Genomic DNA, 22,385 nt, shown 5'->3' with positions numbered 1-22,385 from the left:
CATGCTGGCCCGCTTGGCCGCAGACCGGGCGCGGGTAGACCGCTGCCTCGAGGGACTGTTCGAACAGCGCCACGTCGTCGAACCCCGGCTCGAGGCGGCGATGCGCCACGGCCTGCTGGTCGGAGGAAAGCGCCTGCGCCCCATCCTGGTCTACGCCGCAGGGCGTGCGCTGGGGGCCGACGACGACGAGCTGGATATCCCCGCCGCCGCGATCGAGCTGATCCACGCCTACTCGCTGGTCCACGATGATCTGCCGGCGATGGATGACGACGACCTGCGACGTGGCCAGCCCACGGTGCACAAGGCCTTCGATGAGGCCTCGGCGATTCTTGCCGGTGACGCCCTGCAGACGCTGGCATTCGAGCTGCTGGCGAGCTCTCGCTCGCCCCGCCTGGGTGCCCTGGTGGCGACCCTGGCCAAGGCGTCTGGTCGCGACGGCATGGCCGCCGGCCAGGCGCTGGATCTGGCGGTGGTGGGCGAACGTCCCGACCTGGCGATGCTGGAAACCATGCACCGCCACAAGACCGGTGCGCTGATTCGCGCCGCGGTTCGCCTCGGTGGACTGGTGGCGGTGGCCGAGGACGATTCGCGTCTGGGGGCGTTGGACACCTATGCTGCGGCCATGGGCCTGGCGTTTCAGGTGCATGACGACGTGCTGGACGTCACCGGCGACACCGATACCCTCGGCAAGACCTCGGGGGCCGACGCGGCCCGCGACAAGCCGACCTATCCCGCCCTGCTCGGGCTTGACGGCGCCCGAGCCAAGGCCGGTGCGCTGATCGACGAGGCACTCGACGCCATCGCCCCGCTGGGCGAGGCGGCGGCGCCTCTGGCCGGGCTTGCCCGCTACATGATCGAGCGCGATCACTGACGACCACAGGGCTAACATGAAGCTGTTCGACACGATTCCCACCGAGCGGCCGGCGACACCGCTGCTCGATACTCTGGATACCCCGGCTGCGCTGCGTGCCATGAGCGCAGAGCAGCTCAAGCGCGTGGCCGACGAGCTGCGCGCCTACCTGCTGTATAGCGTCGGCGTTTCCGGCGGCCACTTCGGCGCCGGCCTTGGTGTGGTCGAGCTGACCGTGGCGCTGCACCACGCCTTCCGCACGCCCCACGATCGCCTGGTGTGGGACGTGGGCCACCAGGCCTATCCCCACAAGATTCTGACCGGCCGCCGCGAGGCCATGACCAGCATTCGTCGCTACGGTGGTCTGGCCGCCTTTCCCCGGCGTGCCGAGTCGGAGTACGACACCTTTGGCGTCGGCCATTCCAGCACCTCCATCTCGGCGGCCCTCGGCATGGCCCTGGCGGCGCGCACGCAGAAGCAGGAGCGGCGCGTCTGTGCCGTCATCGGAGACGGCGCCCTGACTGCGGGCATGGCCTTCGAGGCCCTGGCCCACGCCGGCCACGTCAACGCCAACCTGCTGGTCGTGCTCAATGACAACGAGATGTCGATCTCCGAGAACGTCGGGGGCGTGGCCAGCTACCTGGCACGGATTCTGGTCAGCAAGCCCTATCTGAGCATGCGTGAGAACGGCAAGCGGGTGCTGTCCCATCTGCCGGGCGCGCTGGAGCTGGCGCGGCGCACCGAGGAGCACGTCAAGGGCATGGTCAGTCCGGCCACCCTGTTCGAGGAGATGGGCTTCAATTATGTCGGGCCCATCGACGGCCACGATATCGACGCCCTGACCGATGCCCTCACCAGCATGCGTGAGCTGGACGGACCTCAGTTTCTGCACGTGAAGACGTGCAAGGGCCGGGGCTTCCTGCCGGCGGAGTCCGATCCCATCGGCTACCACGCCATCACCAAGCTGGAGACGCCGGAGGCCGCCAAGGCCAAGCCCCCGGCGACCGAGTCGAATGCGCCGCCGAAGAAGAAGTACTGCAGCGTGTTCGGCGACTGGATCTGTGACATGGCCGCCGCCGACGAACGTCTGATCGGTATCACCCCGGCCATGCGCGAGGGGTCGGATTTAATCCGTTTCTCCAGGGAGTACCCCGAGCGCTACTACGACGTGGCCATCGCCGAGCAGCATTCGGTGACCCTGGCCGCCGGCATGGCCTGCGAGGCAATGAAGCCGGTGGTGGCGATCTACTCGACCTTCCTGCAGCGTGGCTATGACCAGTTGATCCACGACGTGGCGGTGCAGGAGCTGGACGTGACCTTTGCCATCGATCGTGCCGGCCTGGTCGGTGAGGATGGGCCCACCCACCACGGCGCCCTGGATTTGACCTACCTGCGCTGCGTACCGGGCATGGTGGTGCTGGCACCGGCGGACGAGGCCGAGTGTCGCGCCATGCTCAGCGCCGCCTACCATCATCCGGGCCCAGCGGCGGTACGCTATCCCCGCGGTACCGGTCCCGGTGTGCCCATTTCCGCCGACCTCGAGCCGCTGCCCATCGGCGTGGCCGAGCCGCGGCGCCAGGGCAAGGGCGTGGCGCTGCTGGCCTTCGGTAGCCTCAATGACCCCGCCGGGGTGGTGGCCGAGCGGCTAGACGCCACCCACATCAATATGCGCAGCGTCAAACCACTGGATCGTGAAGCCGTGCTAGAGGCCGCCCGCGGCCACGACCTGCTGGTCACCCTGGAAGAAAACGTGGTGGCCGGAGGCGCCGGCAGTGGCGTCAACGAACTGCTGCTGGCCGAGGGTGTCGCCGTGCCGGTGCTCAACCTGGGCCTGCCCGATGTCTTTGCCGAACACGGCAAGCCAGCGGAGCTGCTGCGTGACTGTGGCCTCGATGCCGAGGGTATCGAGGCGGCGATTCGTCGCCGTCTGGACAAGCACCGAAAGCGCTGAGCGAGGGTGCCTGCGTCGCGCACGGCGCAAGTATGTCCGTCATGCCATCGGCCCCCGCTCCAGGGGGCCGATGGCGTATGGGAGCAGGCTCAGCGATGGCTGGCGCTTTCGACCAGGCGTTCGATGACGGACCTGGCAGTGTCAGATGGCGGCGTGTCCACTCCCAGCAAGCCCTGCCAGGGGAATACCGAAGCATTGGAAGCCAGACTGACGCTGATGCTGGCGGAAGCGATGGCGCCGACGATGGCAAGGCGCGTGATCGATAGTCGCATGGGAGTGTGAACCGAGCGGCTTGAAATGGCGTGCAGTGTCGCGCTTGCAGATGACCATTCGATGAAACAGCGAAGGCTGGACCTTCGCCGCCGGCTCGACGGCGATGGTATGCTGCCTGCTCATACCCCTTTGGCGGGACCTGGCATAGCCGCAACGGTTGGCCAGGGCCGAAACAGAAAAAGACGTGGCGCCGCCGCTTGGCGACGTAGCGCACAAGAGAGGATTTTATGCTGACCATCATCGTGATTGGCGCGGTAGTGGGCTTCCTGGCCGGTGGGCCGCTGGGCATGCTGATCGGCGGCGGTATCGGCTGGTGGCTGGGCGGGCGCCTGCGCGGCGGTCTGATGCTCAGCAAGGGCCTGGCAGAGATGCAGCGTCAGTTCATGGACTCCACCTTTGCAGTGATGGGGGCGGTGTGCCAGGCCGATGGTCAGGTCAGCGGCGAGGAGCGCCAGGTGCTGGAGCAATTGCTGGTGCGCCTGCGTCTGCCGGAAAGCACCCGTGCCAGCGCCCGCGCCGCCTTCGAGCGCGGGCGTGCCAGTGACTTCGATCTCGACGGCGAGATCGCACGGGTGGCCCGGCTGACGCGCGGGCGCAGCGCGCTGCGCCAGATCTTCCTGCAGGTGCAGCTTTCCGCCATCGCCGCCGATGGGGTGCTGCACCCGGCCGAGCACAGCATGCTGATGCGGGTGGCTCGCGGACTTGGCTGCAGCGAGGCCGAGATCGCCCAGATCGAGGCCATGCTGCGGGGCGGCGCCTCACACGGTGCCGGCGCGACCCAGGAGAGCCAGAGCCCGCTGGAAGATGCCTACAAGGTGCTCGGTGTCAGCGACGAGGCCAGTGACGCCGAGGTCAAGCGCGCCTACCGCAAGCTGATGAGCGAGAACCACCCGGACAAGCTGGCCAGTCGTGGCCTGCCCGACAGCATGCGCGAGGTTGCCGAGGCCCGCACCGTCGAGATCGGCAACGCCTACCAGCGTATTCGCCAGGCCCGCGGTCAGGCCTGACGGCCCCAGGGCCAAGTGGCACTGGCCTGGCTCGCGGGGGCTATTGCTGTACGGGGGTATGCTCTTGCAGAGCCTCGGCCAGTCGCAGCGCGATGTTCCGGGCATCGTCATTGTCACGCCGCCAGGCGATGGCGATGCGGGTGGTCAGTTCCGCCCAGCGGGCCGACAGGGGCCGGGCGATGACGCCGTCTCGGCGCGTGGCCAGAAAACTCTGTGGCACCAGCGCAATGCCTTCGCCGGTGGCCACACGGGCCAGTAGCCGGTGGTGGTCCTGTGGCTCTTCCCGTCGTGGCGGTCGATAGCCAGCGCGTTGAAACAGACGTTCGCAGTGATCGAAGTACTCGGGGTTTTCGCGCCGGGGAAACCAGAACAGCGGAGTGTCGCCCAACTCGCATAGCTCGACTGGCGACGCCTGGGCACTGGCCTGGTAGCTGCCCTTACCGTCCAGCCCTGCCTCGGGCAGGATTACCCACAGCGGGTCACGTCCCACCTCCACACTTTCCACCTGCGCCGGCAGCTGGCTCGGCAGGCCGATCAGGGCCAGTTGCAAGGTGATTGCAGCGTCGTAGTCCTGTTTGGCCAGTCTTGTCAGCAGTTCCCGCGAAGAGCGTCGTTCGATCTCGACGCTGCGTCCCAGCTGTGCCTCCAGCCAGCTGCGCGAGGGAAGCACACTATCATCCAGTGCCGGGGTCATGCCGATGACCATGGGAGCCGTGGTCTGCCGACTCATCCGGGCTTCCTGGCAGGCGGCCTCAATTTCGTCGAAGCAGGGCCGCAGGCGTCGGGCCAGTTGTTCGCCTGCCGGCGTCAGGGCCACGCGGCGAGTGGTACGGGTAAACAGCGAGACACCCAGTTCCTGCTCCAGCGCCTGGATGCGGCGGGTCAGCGGTGGCTGTGAGATGTGCAGCCTCGCCGCCGCCTCGCGAAAGTGCCCGGTATCGGCGACGGCCAGAAAGCTCACTAGAAGATGGTGGTTCCTGAATTCAGGGGTCACGGCGGCGCTCCTGGCGGACAAGATTGATACTTTCAGAGTATCAAAATATCGGCAATTCTCCTGATCGGCACCCGAGATGAAGATGGTGGTGCTGTATCCGCCATCCGCGATCAGGAGCTTCACATGTCCTCGAATGACACTTGCCAGACCCCCGCAACCGCCACCGATACGGCGTCCGTCCCCGTTTCCACATCCGCCGTGACCAGTTTGCGACGGCTTGGCAGCGGACTGCGCGTCTTCCCGCTCGGGCTTGGCTGCATGGGCATGTCCGAGTTCTACGGGCAGAGCGATGACAAGGCCTCGCAGCGGCTTATCCATGAGGCGCTGGAGCGCGGGATCAGCCTGTTCGACAGCGCCGACACCTATGGCCAGGGCCATAACGAGAGCTTGCTGGGCAGAGCGTTGCTGGGGCGTCGCGAGAACGCCGTCATCGCCACCAAGTTCGGAATCGTGCGCGAGCCAGGTGCCTACGCCAGGACCATCAACACCCGCCCGGACTACGTGAAGCTGGCCTGCGAGGCCTCGCTGAAGCGACTTGGCGTCGAGACCATCGATCTTTACTACGCCCATCGTCTCGACCCCCAGGTGCCCATCGAGGACACCGTGGGTGCCATGGCCGAACTGGTGGCGGAAGGCAAGGTGCGGGCGCTGGGTCTGTGCGAGGTGTCGGCGTCGACCCTGGAGCGCGCCTGCGCCGTTCATGCCATCGCGGCGGTGCAGAGCGAATACTCGTTGTGGAGCCGAGGTGTCGAGACCGAGGTACTGCCAGCCTGTCGTCGCCTGGGGGTGTCGCTGGTGCCTTATTCGCCACTGGGGCGTGGCTTTTTAAGCGGACAGATCCGTACCACCGACGCCATGAGTGAGGACGACTTTCGTCGTCAGGCTCCGCGCTTCACGGAGCATAACCTGGCGCTCAACCGACACTTGCTGGAAAAGCTCGAGGCCTTCGCCCAGGGACGCCAGGTCACGACGGCTCAGGTCGCGCTGGCCTGGCTGCTGGCCCAGGGCGACGACATCGTGCCGATACCGGGTACCCGTCGCCTGGCGCGACTGGAGGGAAATCTTGGCGCACTGGCGCTGTCGTTGAGCCCGACGGAGAGGCAGCGTCTCGAGAACTGGTTTGCGCCTGACGTCGTTGCCGGCGAGCGCTACACGGCACAGGGCATGAAGGGGGTGGAGGTGGAGACCCGGCGTCCTGACTGAGGCGAGGGCCGTCGGGACGTTGCCTGGTGCATCTCCAGAGAGGGTATCGGCTGTCGGTGTTGGGGAGGCGGGGCGCGGGGTGATGGAGGTATCTGTCGGCGCCGTCACCCGATGTCCGAGGGGAATTTTCAGGGTGGTCAGCTAGCTGCAGGCCGGCACTGGCTTGTACTTCTGGAACGGCGGTTGCGGGGATGTGACAGCGCGGTTGCCGTTTGTGCCGCAAGCGCCTAGGATGCCCCGCTGCCCGCACGACGCCGTCCGGCGTCATCCCCTCGGGCCAAGACCGACAAGAACCCAGGAGACTCCCGATGTCCTTCGGACTCTTATCCCTGTTGCCGCCGCTGCTGGCCATCCTGCTGGCATTGGCGACGCGCAACGTCATTCCCGCGCTGTTCTGCGGCGTCTGGCTCGGGGCGACCATGCTCGCCGGCTACAATCCTGCCGCCGGCCTCTACAACAGTTTTTCTGACTTTATCGTGCCGAGCATCGGCGACGAGTGGAACGCCACCGTGCTGATCTACTGTGGCCTGTTCGGGGTCTTGATCAGCGTGCTGCAGCGTACCGGTGGCGCCCACGCCATCGCCCGCGCCATCTCGCGCAAGGTCGCCAGCGCCCGTGGCGCCCAGGGCAGCACGCTTGGCCTTGGCATGCTGATCTTCTTCGAGGACTATTTCAACGCCCTCACCGTGGGCAGCGTGATGCGTCCGATCACCGATCGCATGAAGGTCTCCCGCGAGAAGCTCGCCTACATCGTCGATTCCACCTCGGCCCCCATGTGCCTGCTGGGCCCGGTGTCCACCTGGGTGGTCTTCGTCATGGGGCTGATCGGCACTCAGCTGGGCGAGATGGAGGTGAGCGGCTCGGAGTACCTGATCTACCTGTCCTCGATTCCGCTGAACTTCTACGCCTGGCTGGCGCTGGGGATGATCTTCTATATCGTCGTCACCCAGTGGGACTTCGGTCCCATGGCGCGGGCAGAACGTCGCGCCCGGGAGACCGGCAAGCTGATGGAAGACACCGCCAAGCCGCCTTCCGAGACCGACGCCATGGAGCTCAAGGCGCCGGAAGACACCGCTCGCAAGCGCAACATGCTGGTGCCGATCGGGGTGTTGCTGGCGATGATTCCGCCGCTGTTTCTGTGGACCGGCAACTTCCCGGAAAATGACCTGGTGACTGCAGTGGGCAACGCCGACGGCGGTCAGTCGATCCTGATCGCCACCCTGGTGGCGGTGATGACGGGGCTGGCCATGGGCATGAGTCAGCGGCTGTTCGACTTCCGCGAGGCCATGGATATCGTGGTCGAGGGCATCAAGAGCATGACCCTGGTCTACATCATCCTGGCGCTGGCCTGGTCCATCGGCAGCGTTACCTCCGAGCTTGGCACCGCCGACTACCTGGTCAGCCTGACCGAGGCCAGCATTCCGCCCAGCCTGGTACCGGTGCTGCTGTTCCTGATCGGCGCCGTGGTGGCCTTCACCACCGGCACCTCCTACGGCACCTTCGCCATCATGATTCCGATCGCCATGCCGGTGGCGGCGGCCATGGACCTGCCCATGGCGCTGGCCATCGCCTCGGTGCTGAGCGGCGGCATCTTCGGCGATCATTGCTCGCCGATTTCCGATACCACCATTCTGTCGTCGGCGGGGTCGAGCTGTGACCACATCGACCATGTGCGCACCCAGCTGCCCTACGCGGTGACAGCCGGTGTCGCAGGACTGGTGGCCTTCTTCGTGGCCGGCGTCACCGGTACCACCTGGATCGGAGCGATCAGCGGTGTCGCAGTGATGTTGACCATCGCGCTGGTGATGAAGGCGCTGTGGCAGCCACGGCAGGTCGATTCCGCGCCTCAGACACGCTGACGCAGGCTCGACGGCCGGGTCGCCGGGTCGCCGAGTGCCTGGTCCCGCACCTGGCCCCGTGTCCGGTAGCCCCTCCCCCAGGCCCAGCACAAAAAGGCCGAGCATAAAAAGACCCGGCACAAAGAGGCCGAGCACAAAAAGACCCGGCACAAAGAGGCCGAGCACAAAAAGACCCGGCACAAAAAGGCCCCGCCGACATCACGTCGGCGGGGCCTCTGCGTTGGTACCCGGGGTCTTTACCCGCGGGCACCCATCGGATCGGTGCGCTTAGCCGGTGGTGGCCTGACGGGCCAGGTCCAGGTCGTGCTCGCTCATGGCGAAGTCGGTGCGCTTGGCCTGAACCCGCAGCAGCTCCAGCCGGGCATTGGCCATGGCGTTGCTGCCGTTGTCGGCGATATGGGCGTTGCCGACCTGATGGGCGGCCTCCAGCGCGCTGGCGCTGACCTGAGCCAACGGCTCGGCGTTGAGCGCTTGGGCGCGGTCAGTGGCACGGTCGGCCTGGGCGGTCAGCGGCAGGGCAGCGGCGAGCAGGGCAGTAGCGGCGATCTTGGTAGTGGCTTTCATGGTGTCTCTCCTGTAGGCCTGATGGGCTTCTGGGTGAGCCCTTGGCCATCGCGTATGTCGGTTTCAGCGGTCGTCTTGCAGTCTTTGTCGAAGGGCCTTTGTTGCTGGCCTTCGCGATCGTCTGTTGGAGATGACGCCGGGCGTCATTTGGACGTTGCCGGTCATCACCAAGTCAAACGGTCGTTTTAATCTGGTCGGCAAAAATTAGCCGGTGGTGGCCTGACGGGCCAGGTCCAGGTCATGCTCGCTCATGGCGAAGTCGGTAAGCTTGGCCTGTTCGCGCAGCAGCTCCAGGCGAGCGTTGGCCATCGCATTGCTGCCGTTGTCGGCGATATGGGCGTTGCCGACCTGATGGGCGGCGTCGAGGGCGGCGACGCTGAGGCTGGACAGCGGCTCGGCGTTGAGCGCCTGGGCACGGTCACTGGCGCGGTCGGCCTGGGCGGTCAGCGGCAGGGCAGCGGCGAGCAGGGCAGTAGCGGCGATCTTGGTAGTGGCTTTCATGGTGTCTCTCCTATTGGGCCTCGTGGCCCTTGTCTCTCTTGAATTCGACCGATTCAAAATAAAACGGTCGTTTTAATTTTGGTGGCATTTTTTGGCCCCTCAGGGCCTGCCTTTTCTGCAGCTTGTCATCCTTGTCTGCCTGGACCTTGCTGACTCTGTCCTGCGTTCGAAGGATGTATCCAACGGGTACTGCATGAAAACTTGTGGCAATAATATTAACAGGCTAACGGATTGTCAAATGCCGATTTGACCTTGGCCTAAGTCGCCTTTACACAGCGCAGCCTAGATGGTCACCGCGACACGTCGTCCGTCCTGCTGCAGAAAGCGAGTGGCCTGGGCCTGGTCGCGATGCAGTTGCAGCCTGGCGTTTGCCAGCGTCTTGCCATCATGGGTCGAGGCGGCGGTGTTGCCGATACGCTGACCACCGATAGCCAGAGGCTCGACATCGGCAACTTGCTGCCCCAGCACGTCATCGACCAACGGGGCCTGGTCGGTCAAGGGCGATTCGTTCAGGGCCAGGGCGTACTTGGGTGGTGCAGCCTGGGCCAGAGCGGGCAGAGAGGCGACGATCAGGGCAGCGAGGATCAAGGTGGGTTTCATGTCGAAGCTCCTTCCGGTATCAGCGGGTGGCGTCACCCGCTGTCGATGTGTGTATTTTGTTAGCGTTCTATCGAAAGCGCCAGGCAATCGCTTTTATGGCTTCGATAATGCGGCTCTATTAAAACGGTCGTATGCCTGTAGCGGTGCAAAAACAAAGGCATTTTTTTCTTGCTGTTACTTGGTGGCGGCGCGACCGAGGTCGAGATTGAGCATGAAGTCGGTCATTTCCACATGGCGAGACTGCAGCCGCAGGCGAGCCTTGCGCAGGGCTTCGGTGCTGTCGCTGGCGATGTGGGCATTGATCACTTCATGGCCCTGCTGGGGCATGGCGTCGCGCATGGACAGGGGTTGGCTGTTCAGCGCGCGGGCCAGGTCGGTGGCACGGGCGTCGGCCTGGGCCGTCAGCGGAAGTGTGGTCACGGCGGCAATGGCGGCAATCGAAAGTAGCTTGAGTTTCATGTCGGCACCTCGAAGGTCAAGATCAATGGAGCGTAATGTTGCGTTTGATCTTGAGTCGGGGGTGGGCCGGATTCCTTACGCGGCCTATGACTTTTTTTCGATATCCACGTCGTCAGCCTGGGTAAAGTCACCCAGCGCCATCATGTGACCGAGCTTGCCTGCCTTGGTGGACAGGTAGTGCTCGTTGTGGGGATTGAGCCCGGTGGTCAGGGCGACGCGTTCCACCACCTGAACGCCGGCCTGGGTCAGGGCGTCGACCTTGCGCGGGTTGTTGGTCATCAGCTTGAGCCCCTCGACACCCAGGTGTTCGAGCATCGGCACGCACAGGTCATAGCGGCGCAGGTCGGCGGCGAAGCCCAGGCGTTCGTTGGCCTCGACGGTGTCGGCCCCCTGGTCCTGCAGGTGGTAGGCGCGAATCTTGTTGAGCAGGCCGATGCCGCGGCCTTCCTGACGCAGGTAGAGGATGACACCGCGGCCTTCGCTGGCGATACGCTTGAGCGCTTCCTGAAGCTGATAGCCGCAGTCGCAGCGCATCGAGAACAGGGCGTCGCCAGTCAGGCATTCAGAGTGCACCCGTCCCAGCACAGGAGCGCCATCGTCGATCTCCCCCAGGGTCAGGGCGATATGATCCTTGCCCGTGGCCTCGTCTTCGAAGCCGTGCATGGTGAAGGTCGCCCAGGGGGTGGGCAGGCGAGAGGCGGCGATAAAGCGAATCGTCACGGGGTACCTCGGAGTCGAAACAACGGCAGCGCCGTCAAGGGGGCGCCCAGTTTATCAGGAAGTCGTGCAAGGCTCACGACACCTTGCCGACGACACAGGGTCGCAGGAGGCCACGCGTTCGGGAGTCATTGCGGTACAATGAGTCGCACATTTTCCTTGGATGACGCCTGCATGGAACTGAAGAACGATCGATTTCTGCGCGCTCTCGCGCGTCAACCGGTGGATCGCACTCCGGTCTGGATGATGCGCCAGGCCGGTCGCTACCTGCCGGAGTACAAGGAAGTGCGCGCCCAGGCGGGAAGCTTCATGGACCTGTGTCGTGATACCGCCCGCGCCTGTGAGGTCACCCTGCAGCCGCTGGAACGCTATCCGCTGGACGCCGCCATCCTGTTCTCCGATATTCTGACCATCCCCGATGCCATGGGGCTGGGCTTGTACTTCGAGACCGGCGAGGGTCCCAAGTTCCGCAAGCCAGTGCGCAGCGCAGAAGACGTGGCCGCGCTGACGGCGCCCGACGCCGAACGCGACCTCGACTACGTGATGCGCGCGGTCTCGACCATCCGTCGCGAGCTCAACGGTCGGGTGCCGCTGATCGGTTTCTCCGGCAGTCCCTGGACCCTGGCGACCTATATGGTCGAAGGCGCCTCCAGCAAGGACTTTCGCCACGTCAAGGGCATGCTCTACTCAAGCCCCGACGTGATGCATCAGCTGCTCGATACCCTGGCCACCGCGGTGACCGACTACCTCAATGCGCAGATCCGAGCTGGCGCACAGGCGGTACAGATCTTCGATACCTGGGGAGGGACGCTGTCCACGCCGGCCTATCGCGAGTTCTCGCTGCGCTACATGGAACAGATCGTGGCGGGGCTGATTCGCGAACAGGATGGGCGCCGGGTACCGGTGATCCTGTTCACCAAGAACGGCGGCCAGTGGCTCGAGGATCTGGCCGACACCGGCGCCGACGCCCTGGGGCTGGACTGGACCACTGAACTGTCCAGCGCGCGCAGCCGGGTGGGCCGCAAGGTGGCACTGCAGGGCAACATGGACCCCAATGTGCTGTTCGCCAACCCTTCGGCGATTCGTGCCGAGGTCGGCCGTATCCTCGACAGCTACGGTCACGGCCCGGGCCACATCTTCAATCTCGGCCACGGCATCAGCCAGTTCACCGACCCCGACAACGTCACCGCCTTCATGGAGGCGCTGCACGAGTTGAGCCCGGCCTATCATGCCCAGATCGCCTCAGGCTGAAGTCTCGGGCAGGCGGTCTGCATTCGTGCGGTGGTGGTGGGGGCTGGCCGCCGCCGCCGCCCTGGTCATCGCCTGGGGCAGTCTGATGCCTGCCAGCGAATTGCCGGAAGACCTGCCCTGGGACAAGGCCAACCATCTGATCGCCTACGCCGGCCTGGCAACACTGCTGGCGTTGGCGAGCGGGCGCAGCGGGCTGTCCATGGGACTGGCGGTGACCTACGGCGTCGCCATCGAGTTCGCCCAGATCCCGGTACCCGGGCGTCTTGGCGGCGATGTCTGGGACATCGTCGCCAATACCCTGGGTGCAGGGCTCGGTGTCGGGGCGGTCTGGCTGTGGCATCGAGGGCGGCAGCGCGCTCGCCGCTGAAGCTCTGTCCTGAAAAAGCTCTGTGCTGGAAGTCGGCTGACTTTCGGCTAGCTCCCTTGAGCCTCAATGACGCCTGGGAAACGCCCTGAAAGCGTCCAGGCGCACAATGTCGGCCATGCAGGGACACCGAGCCGCGGCGTCATCTCGGTCAAGGCGTCGACCGCGTCAGAGACTTGGCTCCTGGCGACTCGGCTTCTGGACCCTTTGTGATTCGGGCTCGCCGGTAGACGAACGGTTCAGGTCGAGGCCGGGCTCGCGATGTCCGCGTTTGCTCAGCGGTTCGGCCTTGCGCGTCACCCGAGCATCGCCGACCACCGCGTCGTCGTCCTCCAGCGGCCGGGCCTGGGAGGTCCAGGCCTTGTCGTCATCATGCACCGCCGGACGACGATCGTAGGAGCGGGTGACCACCGCGCCGGGGGCGAAGCCGGGCCGTTGACTGCCCAGGTGATGGGGCAGCAACCACAGCTCGGCCAGCAGGCGTAGTGCGACCATGGTCAGCAGGGTGAGGCCGGCGCCCAGCGCCAGGGGAGGCCAGCTCTCACTCCAGGTGGTCATGGCGACCCAGGGGGTGCGGGGGATCAGCCACCACAGACCGGCGGCGAGAACGCCGAGCTGTGCAATGAAATGACAGCTCAGCAGGGTGCGCCGGGCCAGTGGGGCGCGGGGAAAGAAGAACTGGCGCATGGTTGAGGTCCTCCAGCAGGGGAACTCGCAGGGCGCCAGGATGGGCGGCCCGCGAGTATCAGCGGTGCGGCGCAGGCAAAGGCGATAACCGGACAGGGCCGCAGGCCGCCGGGGCGTGTAACAGATGCCTGCATGCTACCCCAAAGGTGGCAGGGCTCGTCAGTGTCCGTGGAGGGCGACGCCGGTGTCGCCAATAACCACCAGTTGACGCTGCCGGGGTCCGTTGCCATGGTGACTTTGTACCGGTCATTGTGCCGGGAAGTCTGAACACAGGGAGGCGAGGACCGACCATGACGACGACTTATATCGTGGTAGCCGATGCGTCGCGTGCGCGAATCTTCACTCGGACAGGACGCAAGCTGAATGAAGTCGAGAGCCTGGTGCACGCCGAAGGGCGGCTCCACGAAGGCGATCTGGTGACCGACAAGGGCGGTGACGTTCATGAATCCAGTGCTACCGCCTCGCGTCAGGCTGGCGGCGAGGAGGTGGCGACCCAGCACCATGAAGTCATCTTTGCCCGAGAGGTAGCCGATCGACTGTATCGTGCCCGTGTCGACAACAGCATGGAAAAGCTGATCATGGTGGCGCCGCCGCGCTTTCTTGGCCACCTGCGCGACAAGCTCGATGCTCCCACCGCCAAACTGGTCATCCACTCCCTCTCCAAGGATCTGACCAAGGCCGACTGCGACAAGATCACCGACGCCGTCGACGATCTGCGCTGATCTGTGCCGCCCGCCGTCCGCGGCGGGCTCTCTCCTGCATAGCGCTAGTCGTTGCCGTTCAGGGCACCTGCGGCAGATCGATCTCGTCGCTGCGCTGGATCCCCTCCGTCATCTGCCGGCACTGGCGTAGAAATTCGCGCATGCCTGCGGTGAGGTACTTGTGCCGGTGCCAGATAAAGGTGAACTGCCGACTCAGGTCCAGTTCCGGCGTGGGCAGTGGGGTCAGGCTGCCACGCCGAAAGGCGTCGCGCAGCGCCAGGCATGAGACACAGCCGATTCCCAGCCCCGACTCCACCGCACGCTTAATGCCCTCGGTATGCTCCAGTTCGAGCAGGATATTGAAGCGACCACGTCGATGGCGGGCTGCCTGTTCGAGGGTCAGGCGCGTGCCTGAGCCCTCCTCTCGCATGATCCAGTCTTCACGCAGCAGGCGGTCGAGCTCCACCGGCCCGCGGTTGGCCAGCGGATGACGGGGCGAACAGAACACCACCAGGTCGTCTTCGACCCAGGGCTGGGTGATGACCTCGTCCTCCTCGCACTGCCCCTCGATCAGCCCCAGGTCGAGCTGGTGATGGCGAACCGCATCGATGATCGAGCGAGTGTTGCGGACCTGCAGCCTTACCCGGCTGCCGGGGTGGCGCTGCATGAAGTCGCTGATCAACAGCGTCGCCAGATAGTTGCCGATGGTCAGGGTGGCGCCGACATCCAGATTGCCGATGCCCTGCTGGCCTCTGAGCAGTTCTTCCACTTCTTCGGCCCGATCGAGCAGGGCGACCGCCTTGGGCAGCAGCTGGAAGCCCAGTGCATTGAGCTTGAGGCGCTTGCCGATGCGATCGAGCAGCTGGCAGTCGAATTGGCGCTCGAGTTCGGACAGCGCGGTACTGGCCGCCGACTGCGACAGGGCCAGGGCGCGCGCCGCCTTGGACACGCTCTCGTGCTGGGCGACCGCAACAAAGACTTCCAGCTGTCGAAGGGTGTAGCGCATGGCACGGGCTCTCCGGCGCGATAGGGGTAAAGACGTCGGCGATGGGCATCTATATCAATGAATTGGATAAGCGTTATCCATACAATCCATTTAACAGATAATATGGCCGGTCTTAGAATTATCCGCAAGACTTGATATCGGGCTTTATTCACTTCAGGAATAAGTCCACGCATTTTAAGGAGTTGGCATGAGCAAGTTTGCCCTGGAAGAAGTGCTGAGCGTTCATCACTGGAACGACTCCCTGTTCACCTTCCGCACGACCCGTGAGCGTAGCCTGCGTTTCAAGAACGGCCAGTTCGTGATGATCGGTCTCGAGGTCAACGGCAAGCCGCTGATGCGTGCCTACTCAGTGGCCAGTCCCAACTACGAGGACCACCTCGAGTTCTTCAGCATCAAGGTACCCGATGGTCCCCTGACCTCTCGCCTGCAGCACCTGCAGGTAGGCGATCAGATCATGGTCAGCCGCAAGCCTACCGGTACCCTGGTATGTGACGACCTGCTGCCTGGGCGCAATCTCTACATGCTGTCCACCGGCACTGGTCTGGCGCCCTTCCTCAGCCTGATCCAGGACCCCGAGGTCTACGAGCGCTTCGAAAAGGTAGTGCTGGTGCACGGCGTGCGCCACGTCAACGAACTGGCCTACGCCGACTTCATCACCAAGGAGTTGCCGGCGCACGAGTACCTGGGCGAGGAGATCAGCGAGAAGCTGGTCTACTACCCCACCGTGACCCGTGAAGACTTCCACACCATGGGCCGCCTGACCGATCATATCCGCACCGGCAAGCTGACCGACGACAAGGGCCTGCCGCCCATCGATCCCAAGCAGGACCGGGCCATGATCTGCGGCAGCCCGGCCATGCTCGACGACACCAGCGCACTGCTCGACGAGCTCGGCTTCAATATTTCTCCGCGCATGGGCGAGCCCGGCGACTACGTCATCGAGCGTGCCTTCGTGGAGAAGTAAGACCCCACGACAGAACGCCGCAAACGACGACGCCGATGGCCACTTGCCATCGGCGTCGTCGTTGGTGCTGGCGGATTGAATCGCCTGGCCGGGGTGGCGGTGGTCAGTCGCCGAGAGCCTCGGCGATCTCGCGTTCGCCGTCCAGGAGCACCGTCTCGTGATTACGGATCTTTCGTTGCCCCAATAGATAGACCAGGGCCTGGGCCACGTTGGCTCGGGATATCTGGTTGTTGCCCCCGGTCTCGTCCAGCGACGTGGCCACGCGGCCGGTGGCGTCGTCGTCGGTGAGCCGGCCTGGCTTGACGATGACATGGTCCACCTTGCTGCTGCGCAGGTAGGCATCGGCAGCGAACTTGGCGGCCATGTAGGGCCTGAGCTTCTCCGGCGCTTGCAGCGGCTGCTCGGCACGCATGGCGCTGACCATCAGCATGCGATCCAGCCCCTGGCGGCTGGCCTCGTCCGCCACCCGCGTAGCGGCGTAGAGGTCGATCAACAGCGTCTTGTCGGGCCCGGTGTTCGGGCCGGAGCCGGCGGTGAACAGCACCTGATCGCAACCTTCGAAGGCGGAGGCGAAGTCGCCCTCCAGGTCGGCGACGACCGTCTCGATACCTTGTTGCTCGAACCAGTCGCGTTGCTCGGCGCTACGGATCATGGCGCGAATCGGATGTCCCTGGCGGTGGGCGATGGCGCAGACCTGGCGGCCGATCTGGCCGTTGGCACCTATCACGAGTGTGGTCATGTCGGCCTCCTTGTCGATACCTGGAAATAACCATGGCGTCGATGGGGAAGACTTTCAACGGGGGAGACTTTCAATGGGGAGGCGAATCGATGGCGACGCCGCCCGCAGGCCAGTACCCTGTGCGTCTTTCCCTCACCCACCCGCTCAGGAGCAGCAATGAATCCTCAGGACCTGGAACGCCTGGTTACCTTGCGGATGCCTTTCGGCAAGCATCAAGGCACCTTGATCGCCGATCTGCCCGGGCCTTACCTGGCGTGGTTTGCCCGGGTCGGGTTTCCCCCCGGAGAGATCGGACGCCTGCTGGCGCTGATGCACGAGATCGACCACAACGGCCTGAGCGACCTGCTGGAGCCGTTGCGACGCCGCGGCTGAGCGGCGCCACCTGGCGGGGAGAACCGGTCGCCGTCGTCAGACCGCGCCCTTGTCGGTCGAGCTCAGACAGCGTCGTTGTCGGTCGAGGTCAGACAGCATCCTTGTCGGTCTCGCCGGTACGGCTACGAATAACTTGCTCCAGCGGGGTGGCTAAAGACAGCTGCCATCGTCGGTCAGACAGCATCCTTGTCGGTCTCGCCGGTACGGATGCGAATGACCTGCTCAAGGGGGGTGGCTGAAGACAGCTGCCATCGTCGGTCAGACAGCGTCCTTGTCGGTCTCGCCGGTACGGATGCGAATGACCTGCTCAAGGGGGGTGGCTGAAGACAGCTGCCATCGTCGGTCAGACAGCGTCCTTGTCGGTCTCGCCGGTACGGATACGAATAACTTGTTCAAGGGGAGTGACGAAGATCTTGCCATCACCGATCTTGCCGGTGTTGGCGACCTGGACGATGGCTTCGATGACCTGCTCGGTCATACCGTCGTCGACCGCCACCTCAAGCTTCACCTTGGGCAGAAAGTCGACCACGTACTCGGCTCCCCGGTACAGCTCGGTGTGGCCCTTCTGACGGCCAAAGCCCTTCACTTCAGTGACGGTGATGCCCTGAACACCGATCTCGGAGAGCGACTCGCGGACGTCGTCGAGCTTGAATGGCTTGATAATCGCGGTCACCAGTTTCATGGCGGGTTCCTCATCCTGTCCGTGTGGGGGCGGCGTCGGTCGTGCCTGGCGCCAACCCGTTGGCGGCGCGCCGTTGCGCCTGTCCTGACTAGTGTGACAAAGCATACCCCTGGCGAACAGCAATAAAAAAGGCCCCCGAAGGGGCCAGGAGGAGCACGCCAGCTCACTGGTGTCGCGGGTAAGCTCAGGCTTACTTCTTGGCGACGTTAAACTCGGGGTAGGCTTCGAGACCGCATTCGGCCAGGTCGACGCCTTCGTATTCTTCTTCTTCGCTGACACGCACACCCATGATTGCCTTGATGATCAGCCACACGACCAGGCTGGCGGTGAAGACCCAGGCGAAGATGCCGATGATGCCGAGCATCTGGGCGCCGAAGGTGGCGTCGGCGTTGTTCAGCGGGACCGCCAGGACACCCCAGATACCGGCCACACCGTGGGCGGAGATGGCACCGACCGGATCGTCCAGGCGCAGCTTGTCGAGGACCACGATGGCGACCACCACCAGGATGCCGCCGACTGCACCGATCAGGGTGGCGCCGAGGGCCGTGGAGGACAGCGGGTCGGCGGTGATGGAGACCAGGCCAGCGATGGCGCCGTTCAGGGCCATGGTCAGGTCAGCCTTGCGGAACCAGATCTTGGCCAGGATCAGCGCGGCGATGACACCCCCGGCGGCGGCAGCGTTGGTGTTCACCAGCACCTGGGCCATGTTGTTGGCGGAAGACACGTCGGAGAGCTTGAGCTCGGAGCCGCCGTTGAAGCCGAACCAGCCCAGCCACAGGACGAAGGTACCCAGGGTCGCCAGCGGCATGTTGGCACCGGGGATGGCGTAGATGGCGCCGTTCTTGCCGTACTTGCCCTTGCGCGGACCGAGCACCAGCACACCGGCCAGGGCTGCAGCGGCACCCGCCATGTGGACAATGCCGGAACCTGCGTAGTCGGAGAAGCCTGCTTCGGACAACCAGCCGCCGCCCCAGGTCCAGTAGCCGGAGACCGGATAGATCACGGCGGTCATGACCACGGCGAAGGCCAGGAAGGCCCACAGTTTCATGCGCTCGGCGACAGCGCCGGAGACGATCGACATGGCGGTGGCCACGAACACGACCTGGAAGAAGAAGTCGGCGCGGGCCGAGTAGTAGGGCGCGTCTTCACCACCTGCCAGCACCGCATCGACGCTGTTTTCGGCGCCGATCAAGAAGCCGAGGTTGGGGATGAAGCCGCCGGCGTCGGAGGAGTACATCAGGGCGTAGCCCACCAGCAGATACATGGTGCAGGCGACCGCGAACAGCACGATGTTCTTGGTCAGAATCTCGGCGGTGTTCTTGGCCCGGACCAGGCCGGCCTCGAGCATGGCAAAACCGGCGGCCATCCACATGACCAGGGCGCCGCAGATAAGGAAGTAGAAGGTGTCCAGCGCGTAGCTGAGTTCACTGATATCGACCATGGAAGTGTCTCGCTATATTTTTATCGGAAGTCGGGTCAGGGGACGGGGATCAGACCGCGTCGGAGCCGCGCTCGCCGGTGCGAATGCGGATGACGTCTTCCAGCGGCGTGACGAACACCTTGCCGTCACCGATCTTGCCGCTGTTGGCCGCGTTGCAGATGGCTTCCAGCACGCTGTCCAGTCGGGCCTCGTCGATCGCAACCTCGACCTTCACCTTGGGCAGAAAGTCGACGACATACTCGGCGCCGCGGTATAGCTCGGTGTGGCCCTTCTGGCGGCCGAAGCCCTTGACCTCGGTCACTGTGATGCCCTGGACGCCGTTGTCGGCCAGCGCCTCGCGGACGTCGTCCAGCTTGAAGGGCTTGATGATGGCGGTGATCAGTTTCATGGCATGGCTCCCTACGTGCATAAGGTGGCGGCTTGTTTCCGCTCGGTGCATGGATATCTATGCATAGCGATATACGTGCCATAAATTTAGCAAAATCTTTGTTTACAATGGTTTGTGGTTGTTTTTGAAAGCGAGAGACGAAAAACACCCGCGAGTTTGCGGCACTGCATCAAAGTTAATGCACTGTTTTGGTGCTGGCGCGTATTAGTGGTGCGTCATTGGCGAGCATGTTGTGCTGGGTGGAGCAATGGGTCGCGTGCTGCGTCGCGTGCCGGTTAGCCTGTTGGTATCAGGGAGTCGCCAATGCGCCGGGCGTCGCTGGGCAAGGGCCACGAAGCATGCGTTGGGCGCCCGGCTTGCGTATCCTGTCGGCAACGGAGTTCCCATCGACGTTTCAAGGAGAGCCATCATGGTCAGTCAGGATCGCATCAGCCGTTTGGCACAGCAGATCGGCGAGCGCTTGCAGGGCGCCTCCCAGGCCCCGGAAGACATCCAGAAGGGGGTCCAGCAGGTGGTGCGTGGCGCCTTCGATCGTCTCGAACTGGTGTCACGCGAGGATTTCGACATCCTCATGGACGTGTTGCAGCGCACCCGCTCCCGGGTCGAGGCGCTGGAAAAGCAGGTAGCGGCGCTGGAGAGCCTGGTCGAGGAACGTGCAGCGCCCGCTGGCGAAACGGCCGCGGCGCCTGCCGTGGCCGAGGAAGCCGCCGAGGTACCGGTGCCGACGGTGCGTGAACAGAGCAAGCAGGACGAGGCATCGAGCGGTTCAGCCGACAAGCCCTCCGCCTGAGGCTTCGGACGCAGAACGTCACAAGATATGCCGGCCCGCCCTGGCGGGGGGCCGGCATGCGGCGCCGGTGAGGTCGGCGTGCTCTACTGGTCATGAGCCTTCCGTCAGGCAGGGAGCCCATGACGCTTGCCATCATTGCCACCCGTGCGGGACTGGGGCTGGACGCCCCCGAGGTGCAGGTCGAGGTACACCTGGCCAACGGCCTGCCGGGCATGACCCTGGTCGGCCTGCCCGAGACCGCAGTGCGCGAAAGCCGCGAACGGGTGCGCAGCGCCCTCGCCACCTGCGGCCTCGACTACCCGCTACGCCGTATTACCCTGAATCTTGCTCCCGCCGATCTGCCCAAGGAGGGTGGACGCTTCGATTTGCCCATCGCGCTGGGTCTGCTGGTGGCTTCCGGCCAGTTGCCCGCCGCCGCACTGGAGGGTGTCGAGTGCGCCGGCGAACTGGCCCTCGATGGCCGGTTGCGGCCGGTAGCCGGCATGCTGCCCTTCGCCATGGCCACCCGTCAGGCCGGGCGGCGCCTGATCCTGCCCGAGACCAACGCCGATGAGGCGGCCCTGGTCAATGGACTGGAGGTGCTGCCGGCGGCGCACCTGCTCGACGTCGTCGCCCACCTGGTCGGGCGCATTCCCCTCGTTGCCCACCCACCCGCCGCACCGCCGCAAGACGGGCCTGCGGCGCTGGATCTGTGCGATGTGCGTGGCCAGTATCAGGCCCGGCGAGCGCTGGAAGTGGCGGCGGCGGGTGGGCACAACCTGTTGTTTGCCGGGCCGCCCGGCACCGGCAAGACGTTATTGGCCAGCCGACTGCCCGGGCTTCTGCCGCCGCTTGGCGATGACGAGGCGCTGGAGGTAGCGGCGATTCGCTCGGTGTGCGCGCTTCCCCTGTCCGATGGCTTTGGCCGTCGTCCGTTTCGCTCGCCTCACCACACCGCCAGCGCGGTCTCGCTGGTCGGTGGCGGCTCGCGTCCGCGGCCCGGCGAGATCTCGCTGGCCCATCGCGGCGTGCTGTTTCTCGACGAGCTGCCGGAGTTCAGTCGCCAGGTGCTGGAGGTATTGCGCGAGCCGCTGGAAAGCGGCGAGATCCATATCGCCAGGGCCAGCCACGAGCGGCGATTTCCTGCTCGTTTTCAACTCGTTGCCGCGATGAATCCTTGCCCCTGCGGCCATCTGGGGGATCCGCGTCAGGACTGTGTATGTACCGCGTCCCAGATCCAGCGCTATCAGGCGCGCCTGTCCGGCCCCCTGCTCGATCGCATCGACCTGCAGGTGGAGGTGCCGGCGCTGCCGGTGGAACAGTTGACTTCGCATCAGCCGGGGGAAAGCACCGAGATGGTGCGCCGACGCGTGATGGCGGCGCGTCAGCGTCAGCAGCAGAGGGGAGTGCTCAACGCCCAGCTCGCCGGGGCCGCGCTGGAGCGAGCCTGCGCCCTGGAGGTGGCCGAGCGCACCTGGCTGGCGCAGTCGCTTGAGCGCCTGCGGCTGTCCGCCCGGGCCTACCACCGGGTGCTGCGGGTGGCGCTGACCCTGGCCGACCTGGCCGGGCGCGAACGTCCGTGCCGTGACGACCTGATCGAGGCCATCGGCTATCGCCAGCTGGATCGGCTGTTGAAGCACTACTGATGGCGCGGCAGGGGAGGGGCGTCAGTGACGTGGCTGCCTGCCTGCTGGCCACCCCAAGCTGCGCTTGAAACAGCATCTCCTAGAGTTCGGGGCGGTGGTGTAGCCCCACAAATTCAAGGCTTGCACGTGGAATGCGTAGCACTGGTTAGTGCAGCACGCCGAGTGATGGGGCTGGGGCCGCAGTATTGAGAAGATAGGCGGTCTCAATGAGCAAGTGCAACACCTGATCGATCAGGTACGCTATCGCTATGACTCATTGCTACCACCACCTTACTACTGAAGAACGTGCCACCATCATGCTGATGCGTGAAGGTCACTCGATACGCTCCATCGCCAAGTTCCTTGGGAGAGCTGCCAGCACGATTTCTCGAGAACTGGCTCGGCATGCGGTACCTTC

Annotated in this window: 26 protein-coding genes; 13 read left to right on the top strand and 13 right to left on the bottom strand. The window is 64.8% G+C overall.

What is annotated here, in order from left to right; genetic code table 11:
* Position 1: 1 nt before the first annotated feature.
* Both ispA and dxs read left to right on the top strand, forming a co-directional pair.
* Positions 2-871, top strand: a complete 870-nt coding sequence (gene ispA, locus EBB56_RS12155; RefSeq protein WP_045993952.1) for a (2E,6E)-farnesyl diphosphate synthase — start codon at positions 2-4, stop codon at positions 869-871.
* Positions 872-887: 16 nt separating this feature from the next.
* Positions 888-2,801, top strand: a complete 1,914-nt coding sequence (gene dxs, locus EBB56_RS12150; RefSeq protein ID WP_124804505.1) for a 1-deoxy-D-xylulose-5-phosphate synthase — start codon at positions 888-890, stop codon at positions 2,799-2,801.
* An 89-nt stretch (positions 2,802-2,890) separates the two neighbouring features.
* Here dxs and EBB56_RS12145 read toward each other — a convergent pair whose 3' ends face one another.
* Positions 2,891-3,073 carry a hypothetical protein gene (locus tag EBB56_RS12145; protein ID WP_108131886.1) on the bottom strand — a complete coding sequence of 61 codons (183 nt, stop codon included), beginning with the start codon at positions 3,071-3,073 and terminating at the stop codon, positions 2,891-2,893.
* 228 nt (positions 3,074-3,301) lie between these two features.
* On the opposite strand from EBB56_RS12145, the gene djlA reads away from it, so the two are divergent.
* Positions 3,302-4,081, top strand: a complete 780-nt coding sequence (djlA, locus tag EBB56_RS12140; protein WP_045993894.1) for a co-chaperone DjlA — start codon at positions 3,302-3,304, stop codon at positions 4,079-4,081.
* Between the two features lie 40 nt (positions 4,082-4,121).
* Here djlA and EBB56_RS12135 read toward each other — a convergent pair whose 3' ends face one another.
* Positions 4,122-5,075: a LysR family transcriptional regulator gene (locus EBB56_RS12135; protein WP_185696432.1), complete on the bottom strand. Its 954-nt coding sequence runs from the start codon at positions 5,073-5,075 to the stop codon at positions 4,122-4,124.
* A gap of 123 nt (positions 5,076-5,198) precedes the next feature.
* Here EBB56_RS12135 and EBB56_RS12130 point away from each other — a divergent pair, with 123 nt between their 5' ends.
* On the top strand, positions 5,199-6,278 hold the full coding sequence (locus EBB56_RS12130) for an aldo/keto reductase (protein WP_124804503.1): 1,080 nt from the start codon (positions 5,199-5,201) through the stop codon (positions 6,276-6,278).
* Positions 6,279-6,586: 308 nt separating this feature from the next.
* Positions 6,587-8,137: a Na+/H+ antiporter NhaC family protein gene (locus EBB56_RS12125; protein WP_108131884.1), complete on the top strand. Its 1,551-nt coding sequence runs from the start codon at positions 6,587-6,589 to the stop codon at positions 8,135-8,137.
* A 267-nt stretch (positions 8,138-8,404) separates the two neighbouring features.
* Here EBB56_RS12125 and EBB56_RS12120 read toward each other — a convergent pair whose 3' ends face one another.
* The 5 genes from EBB56_RS12120 to ribA all read right to left on the bottom strand — a co-directional run bounded on the left by EBB56_RS12120 (position 8,405) and on the right by ribA (position 10,981).
* On the bottom strand, positions 8,405-8,701 hold the full coding sequence (locus EBB56_RS12120) for a hypothetical protein (RefSeq protein ID WP_045993896.1): 297 nt from the start codon (positions 8,699-8,701) through the stop codon (positions 8,405-8,407).
* A gap of 204 nt (positions 8,702-8,905) precedes the next feature.
* On the bottom strand, positions 8,906-9,202 hold the full coding sequence (locus tag EBB56_RS12115; protein WP_124804502.1) for a hypothetical protein: 297 nt from the start codon (positions 9,200-9,202) through the stop codon (positions 8,906-8,908).
* Between the two features lie 282 nt (positions 9,203-9,484).
* Entirely contained in the window at positions 9,485-9,802 is a 318-nt protein-coding gene (locus EBB56_RS12110) for a hypothetical protein (RefSeq protein WP_124804501.1), read from the bottom strand.
* Between the two features lie 174 nt (positions 9,803-9,976).
* Entirely contained in the window at positions 9,977-10,261 is a 285-nt protein-coding gene (locus EBB56_RS12105; RefSeq protein ID WP_045993899.1) for a hypothetical protein, read from the bottom strand.
* Positions 10,262-10,345: 84 nt separating this feature from the next.
* Positions 10,346-10,981, bottom strand: coding sequence for a GTP cyclohydrolase II (ribA, locus tag EBB56_RS12100; protein WP_045993900.1), 636 nt, complete (start codon positions 10,979-10,981; stop codon positions 10,346-10,348).
* Between the two features lie 171 nt (positions 10,982-11,152).
* Between ribA and hemE the strand changes: the two genes are divergently transcribed.
* The gene (hemE, locus tag EBB56_RS12095) at positions 11,153-12,229 is read left to right on the top strand and encodes a uroporphyrinogen decarboxylase (protein WP_108131917.1); all 1,077 of its coding nucleotides are present in this window, start codon (positions 11,153-11,155) and stop codon (positions 12,227-12,229) included.
* Positions 12,230-12,254: 25 nt separating this feature from the next.
* Complete coding sequence (locus tag EBB56_RS12090) at positions 12,255-12,596, top strand: VanZ family protein (protein ID WP_260425352.1); 342 nt, start codon at positions 12,255-12,257, stop codon at positions 12,594-12,596.
* A 165-nt stretch (positions 12,597-12,761) separates the two neighbouring features.
* Here the strand turns inward: EBB56_RS12090 and EBB56_RS12085 are convergent, their stop codons facing one another.
* Entirely contained in the window at positions 12,762-13,280 is a 519-nt protein-coding gene (locus EBB56_RS12085) for a hypothetical protein (protein WP_045993901.1), read from the bottom strand.
* A gap of 290 nt (positions 13,281-13,570) precedes the next feature.
* Between EBB56_RS12085 and EBB56_RS12080 the strand changes: the two genes are divergently transcribed.
* On the top strand, positions 13,571-14,002 hold the full coding sequence (locus tag EBB56_RS12080; RefSeq protein ID WP_045993902.1) for a host attachment protein: 432 nt from the start codon (positions 13,571-13,573) through the stop codon (positions 14,000-14,002).
* A gap of 58 nt (positions 14,003-14,060) precedes the next feature.
* On the opposite strand, the gene EBB56_RS12075 is transcribed toward EBB56_RS12080, so the two are convergent.
* Positions 14,061-14,987, bottom strand: a complete 927-nt coding sequence (locus EBB56_RS12075) for a LysR family transcriptional regulator (protein WP_124804499.1) — start codon at positions 14,985-14,987, stop codon at positions 14,061-14,063.
* Between the two features lie 187 nt (positions 14,988-15,174).
* On the opposite strand from EBB56_RS12075, the gene EBB56_RS12070 reads away from it, so the two are divergent.
* Positions 15,175-15,951, top strand: a complete 777-nt coding sequence (locus tag EBB56_RS12070; RefSeq protein WP_045993904.1) for a ferredoxin--NADP reductase — start codon at positions 15,175-15,177, stop codon at positions 15,949-15,951.
* 103 nt (positions 15,952-16,054) lie between these two features.
* Here EBB56_RS12070 and EBB56_RS12065 read toward each other — a convergent pair whose 3' ends face one another.
* Complete coding sequence (locus EBB56_RS12065; protein ID WP_124804498.1) at positions 16,055-16,690, bottom strand: SDR family oxidoreductase; 636 nt, start codon at positions 16,688-16,690, stop codon at positions 16,055-16,057.
* A 156-nt stretch (positions 16,691-16,846) separates the two neighbouring features.
* Here EBB56_RS12065 and EBB56_RS12060 point away from each other — a divergent pair, with 156 nt between their 5' ends.
* Positions 16,847-17,062, top strand: a complete 216-nt coding sequence (locus EBB56_RS12060; RefSeq protein ID WP_124804497.1) for a DUF3820 family protein — start codon at positions 16,847-16,849, stop codon at positions 17,060-17,062.
* A 343-nt stretch (positions 17,063-17,405) separates the two neighbouring features.
* Here EBB56_RS12060 and glnK read toward each other — a convergent pair whose 3' ends face one another.
* The 3 genes from glnK to EBB56_RS12045 form a co-directional block, all read right to left on the bottom strand.
* Positions 17,406-17,744, bottom strand: coding sequence for a P-II family nitrogen regulator (gene glnK / locus EBB56_RS12055; protein ID WP_045993907.1), 339 nt, complete (start codon positions 17,742-17,744; stop codon positions 17,406-17,408).
* Positions 17,745-17,934: 190 nt separating this feature from the next.
* Complete coding sequence (locus EBB56_RS12050) at positions 17,935-19,185, bottom strand: ammonium transporter (protein ID WP_124804496.1); 1,251 nt, start codon at positions 19,183-19,185, stop codon at positions 17,935-17,937.
* 49 nt (positions 19,186-19,234) lie between these two features.
* Positions 19,235-19,573, bottom strand: coding sequence for a P-II family nitrogen regulator (locus EBB56_RS12045; RefSeq protein WP_045993909.1), 339 nt, complete (start codon positions 19,571-19,573; stop codon positions 19,235-19,237).
* Between the two features lie 409 nt (positions 19,574-19,982).
* On the opposite strand from EBB56_RS12045, the gene EBB56_RS12040 reads away from it, so the two are divergent.
* The 3 genes from EBB56_RS12040 to EBB56_RS12030 form a co-directional block, all read left to right on the top strand.
* A complete protein-coding gene (locus EBB56_RS12040) occupies positions 19,983-20,363 on the top strand; it encodes an accessory factor UbiK family protein (protein WP_124804495.1) in 381 nt (126 codons plus the stop codon).
* A gap of 119 nt (positions 20,364-20,482) precedes the next feature.
* The gene (locus EBB56_RS12035) at positions 20,483-21,988 is read left to right on the top strand and encodes a YifB family Mg chelatase-like AAA ATPase (protein WP_124804494.1); all 1,506 of its coding nucleotides are present in this window, start codon (positions 20,483-20,485) and stop codon (positions 21,986-21,988) included.
* Positions 21,989-22,236: 248 nt separating this feature from the next.
* On the top strand, positions 22,237-22,385 hold a 149-nt coding region (locus tag EBB56_RS12030), incomplete at its 3' end, for a helix-turn-helix domain-containing protein (protein ID WP_148091673.1).

Origin of the sequence: Halomonas sp. YLB-10 (assembly GCF_003856855.1) — a bacterium.
GTDB lineage: Bacteria > Pseudomonadota > Gammaproteobacteria > Pseudomonadales > Halomonadaceae > Halomonas > Halomonas litopenaei.
This window is presented reverse-complemented; position numbering and strand designations above follow the sequence as displayed.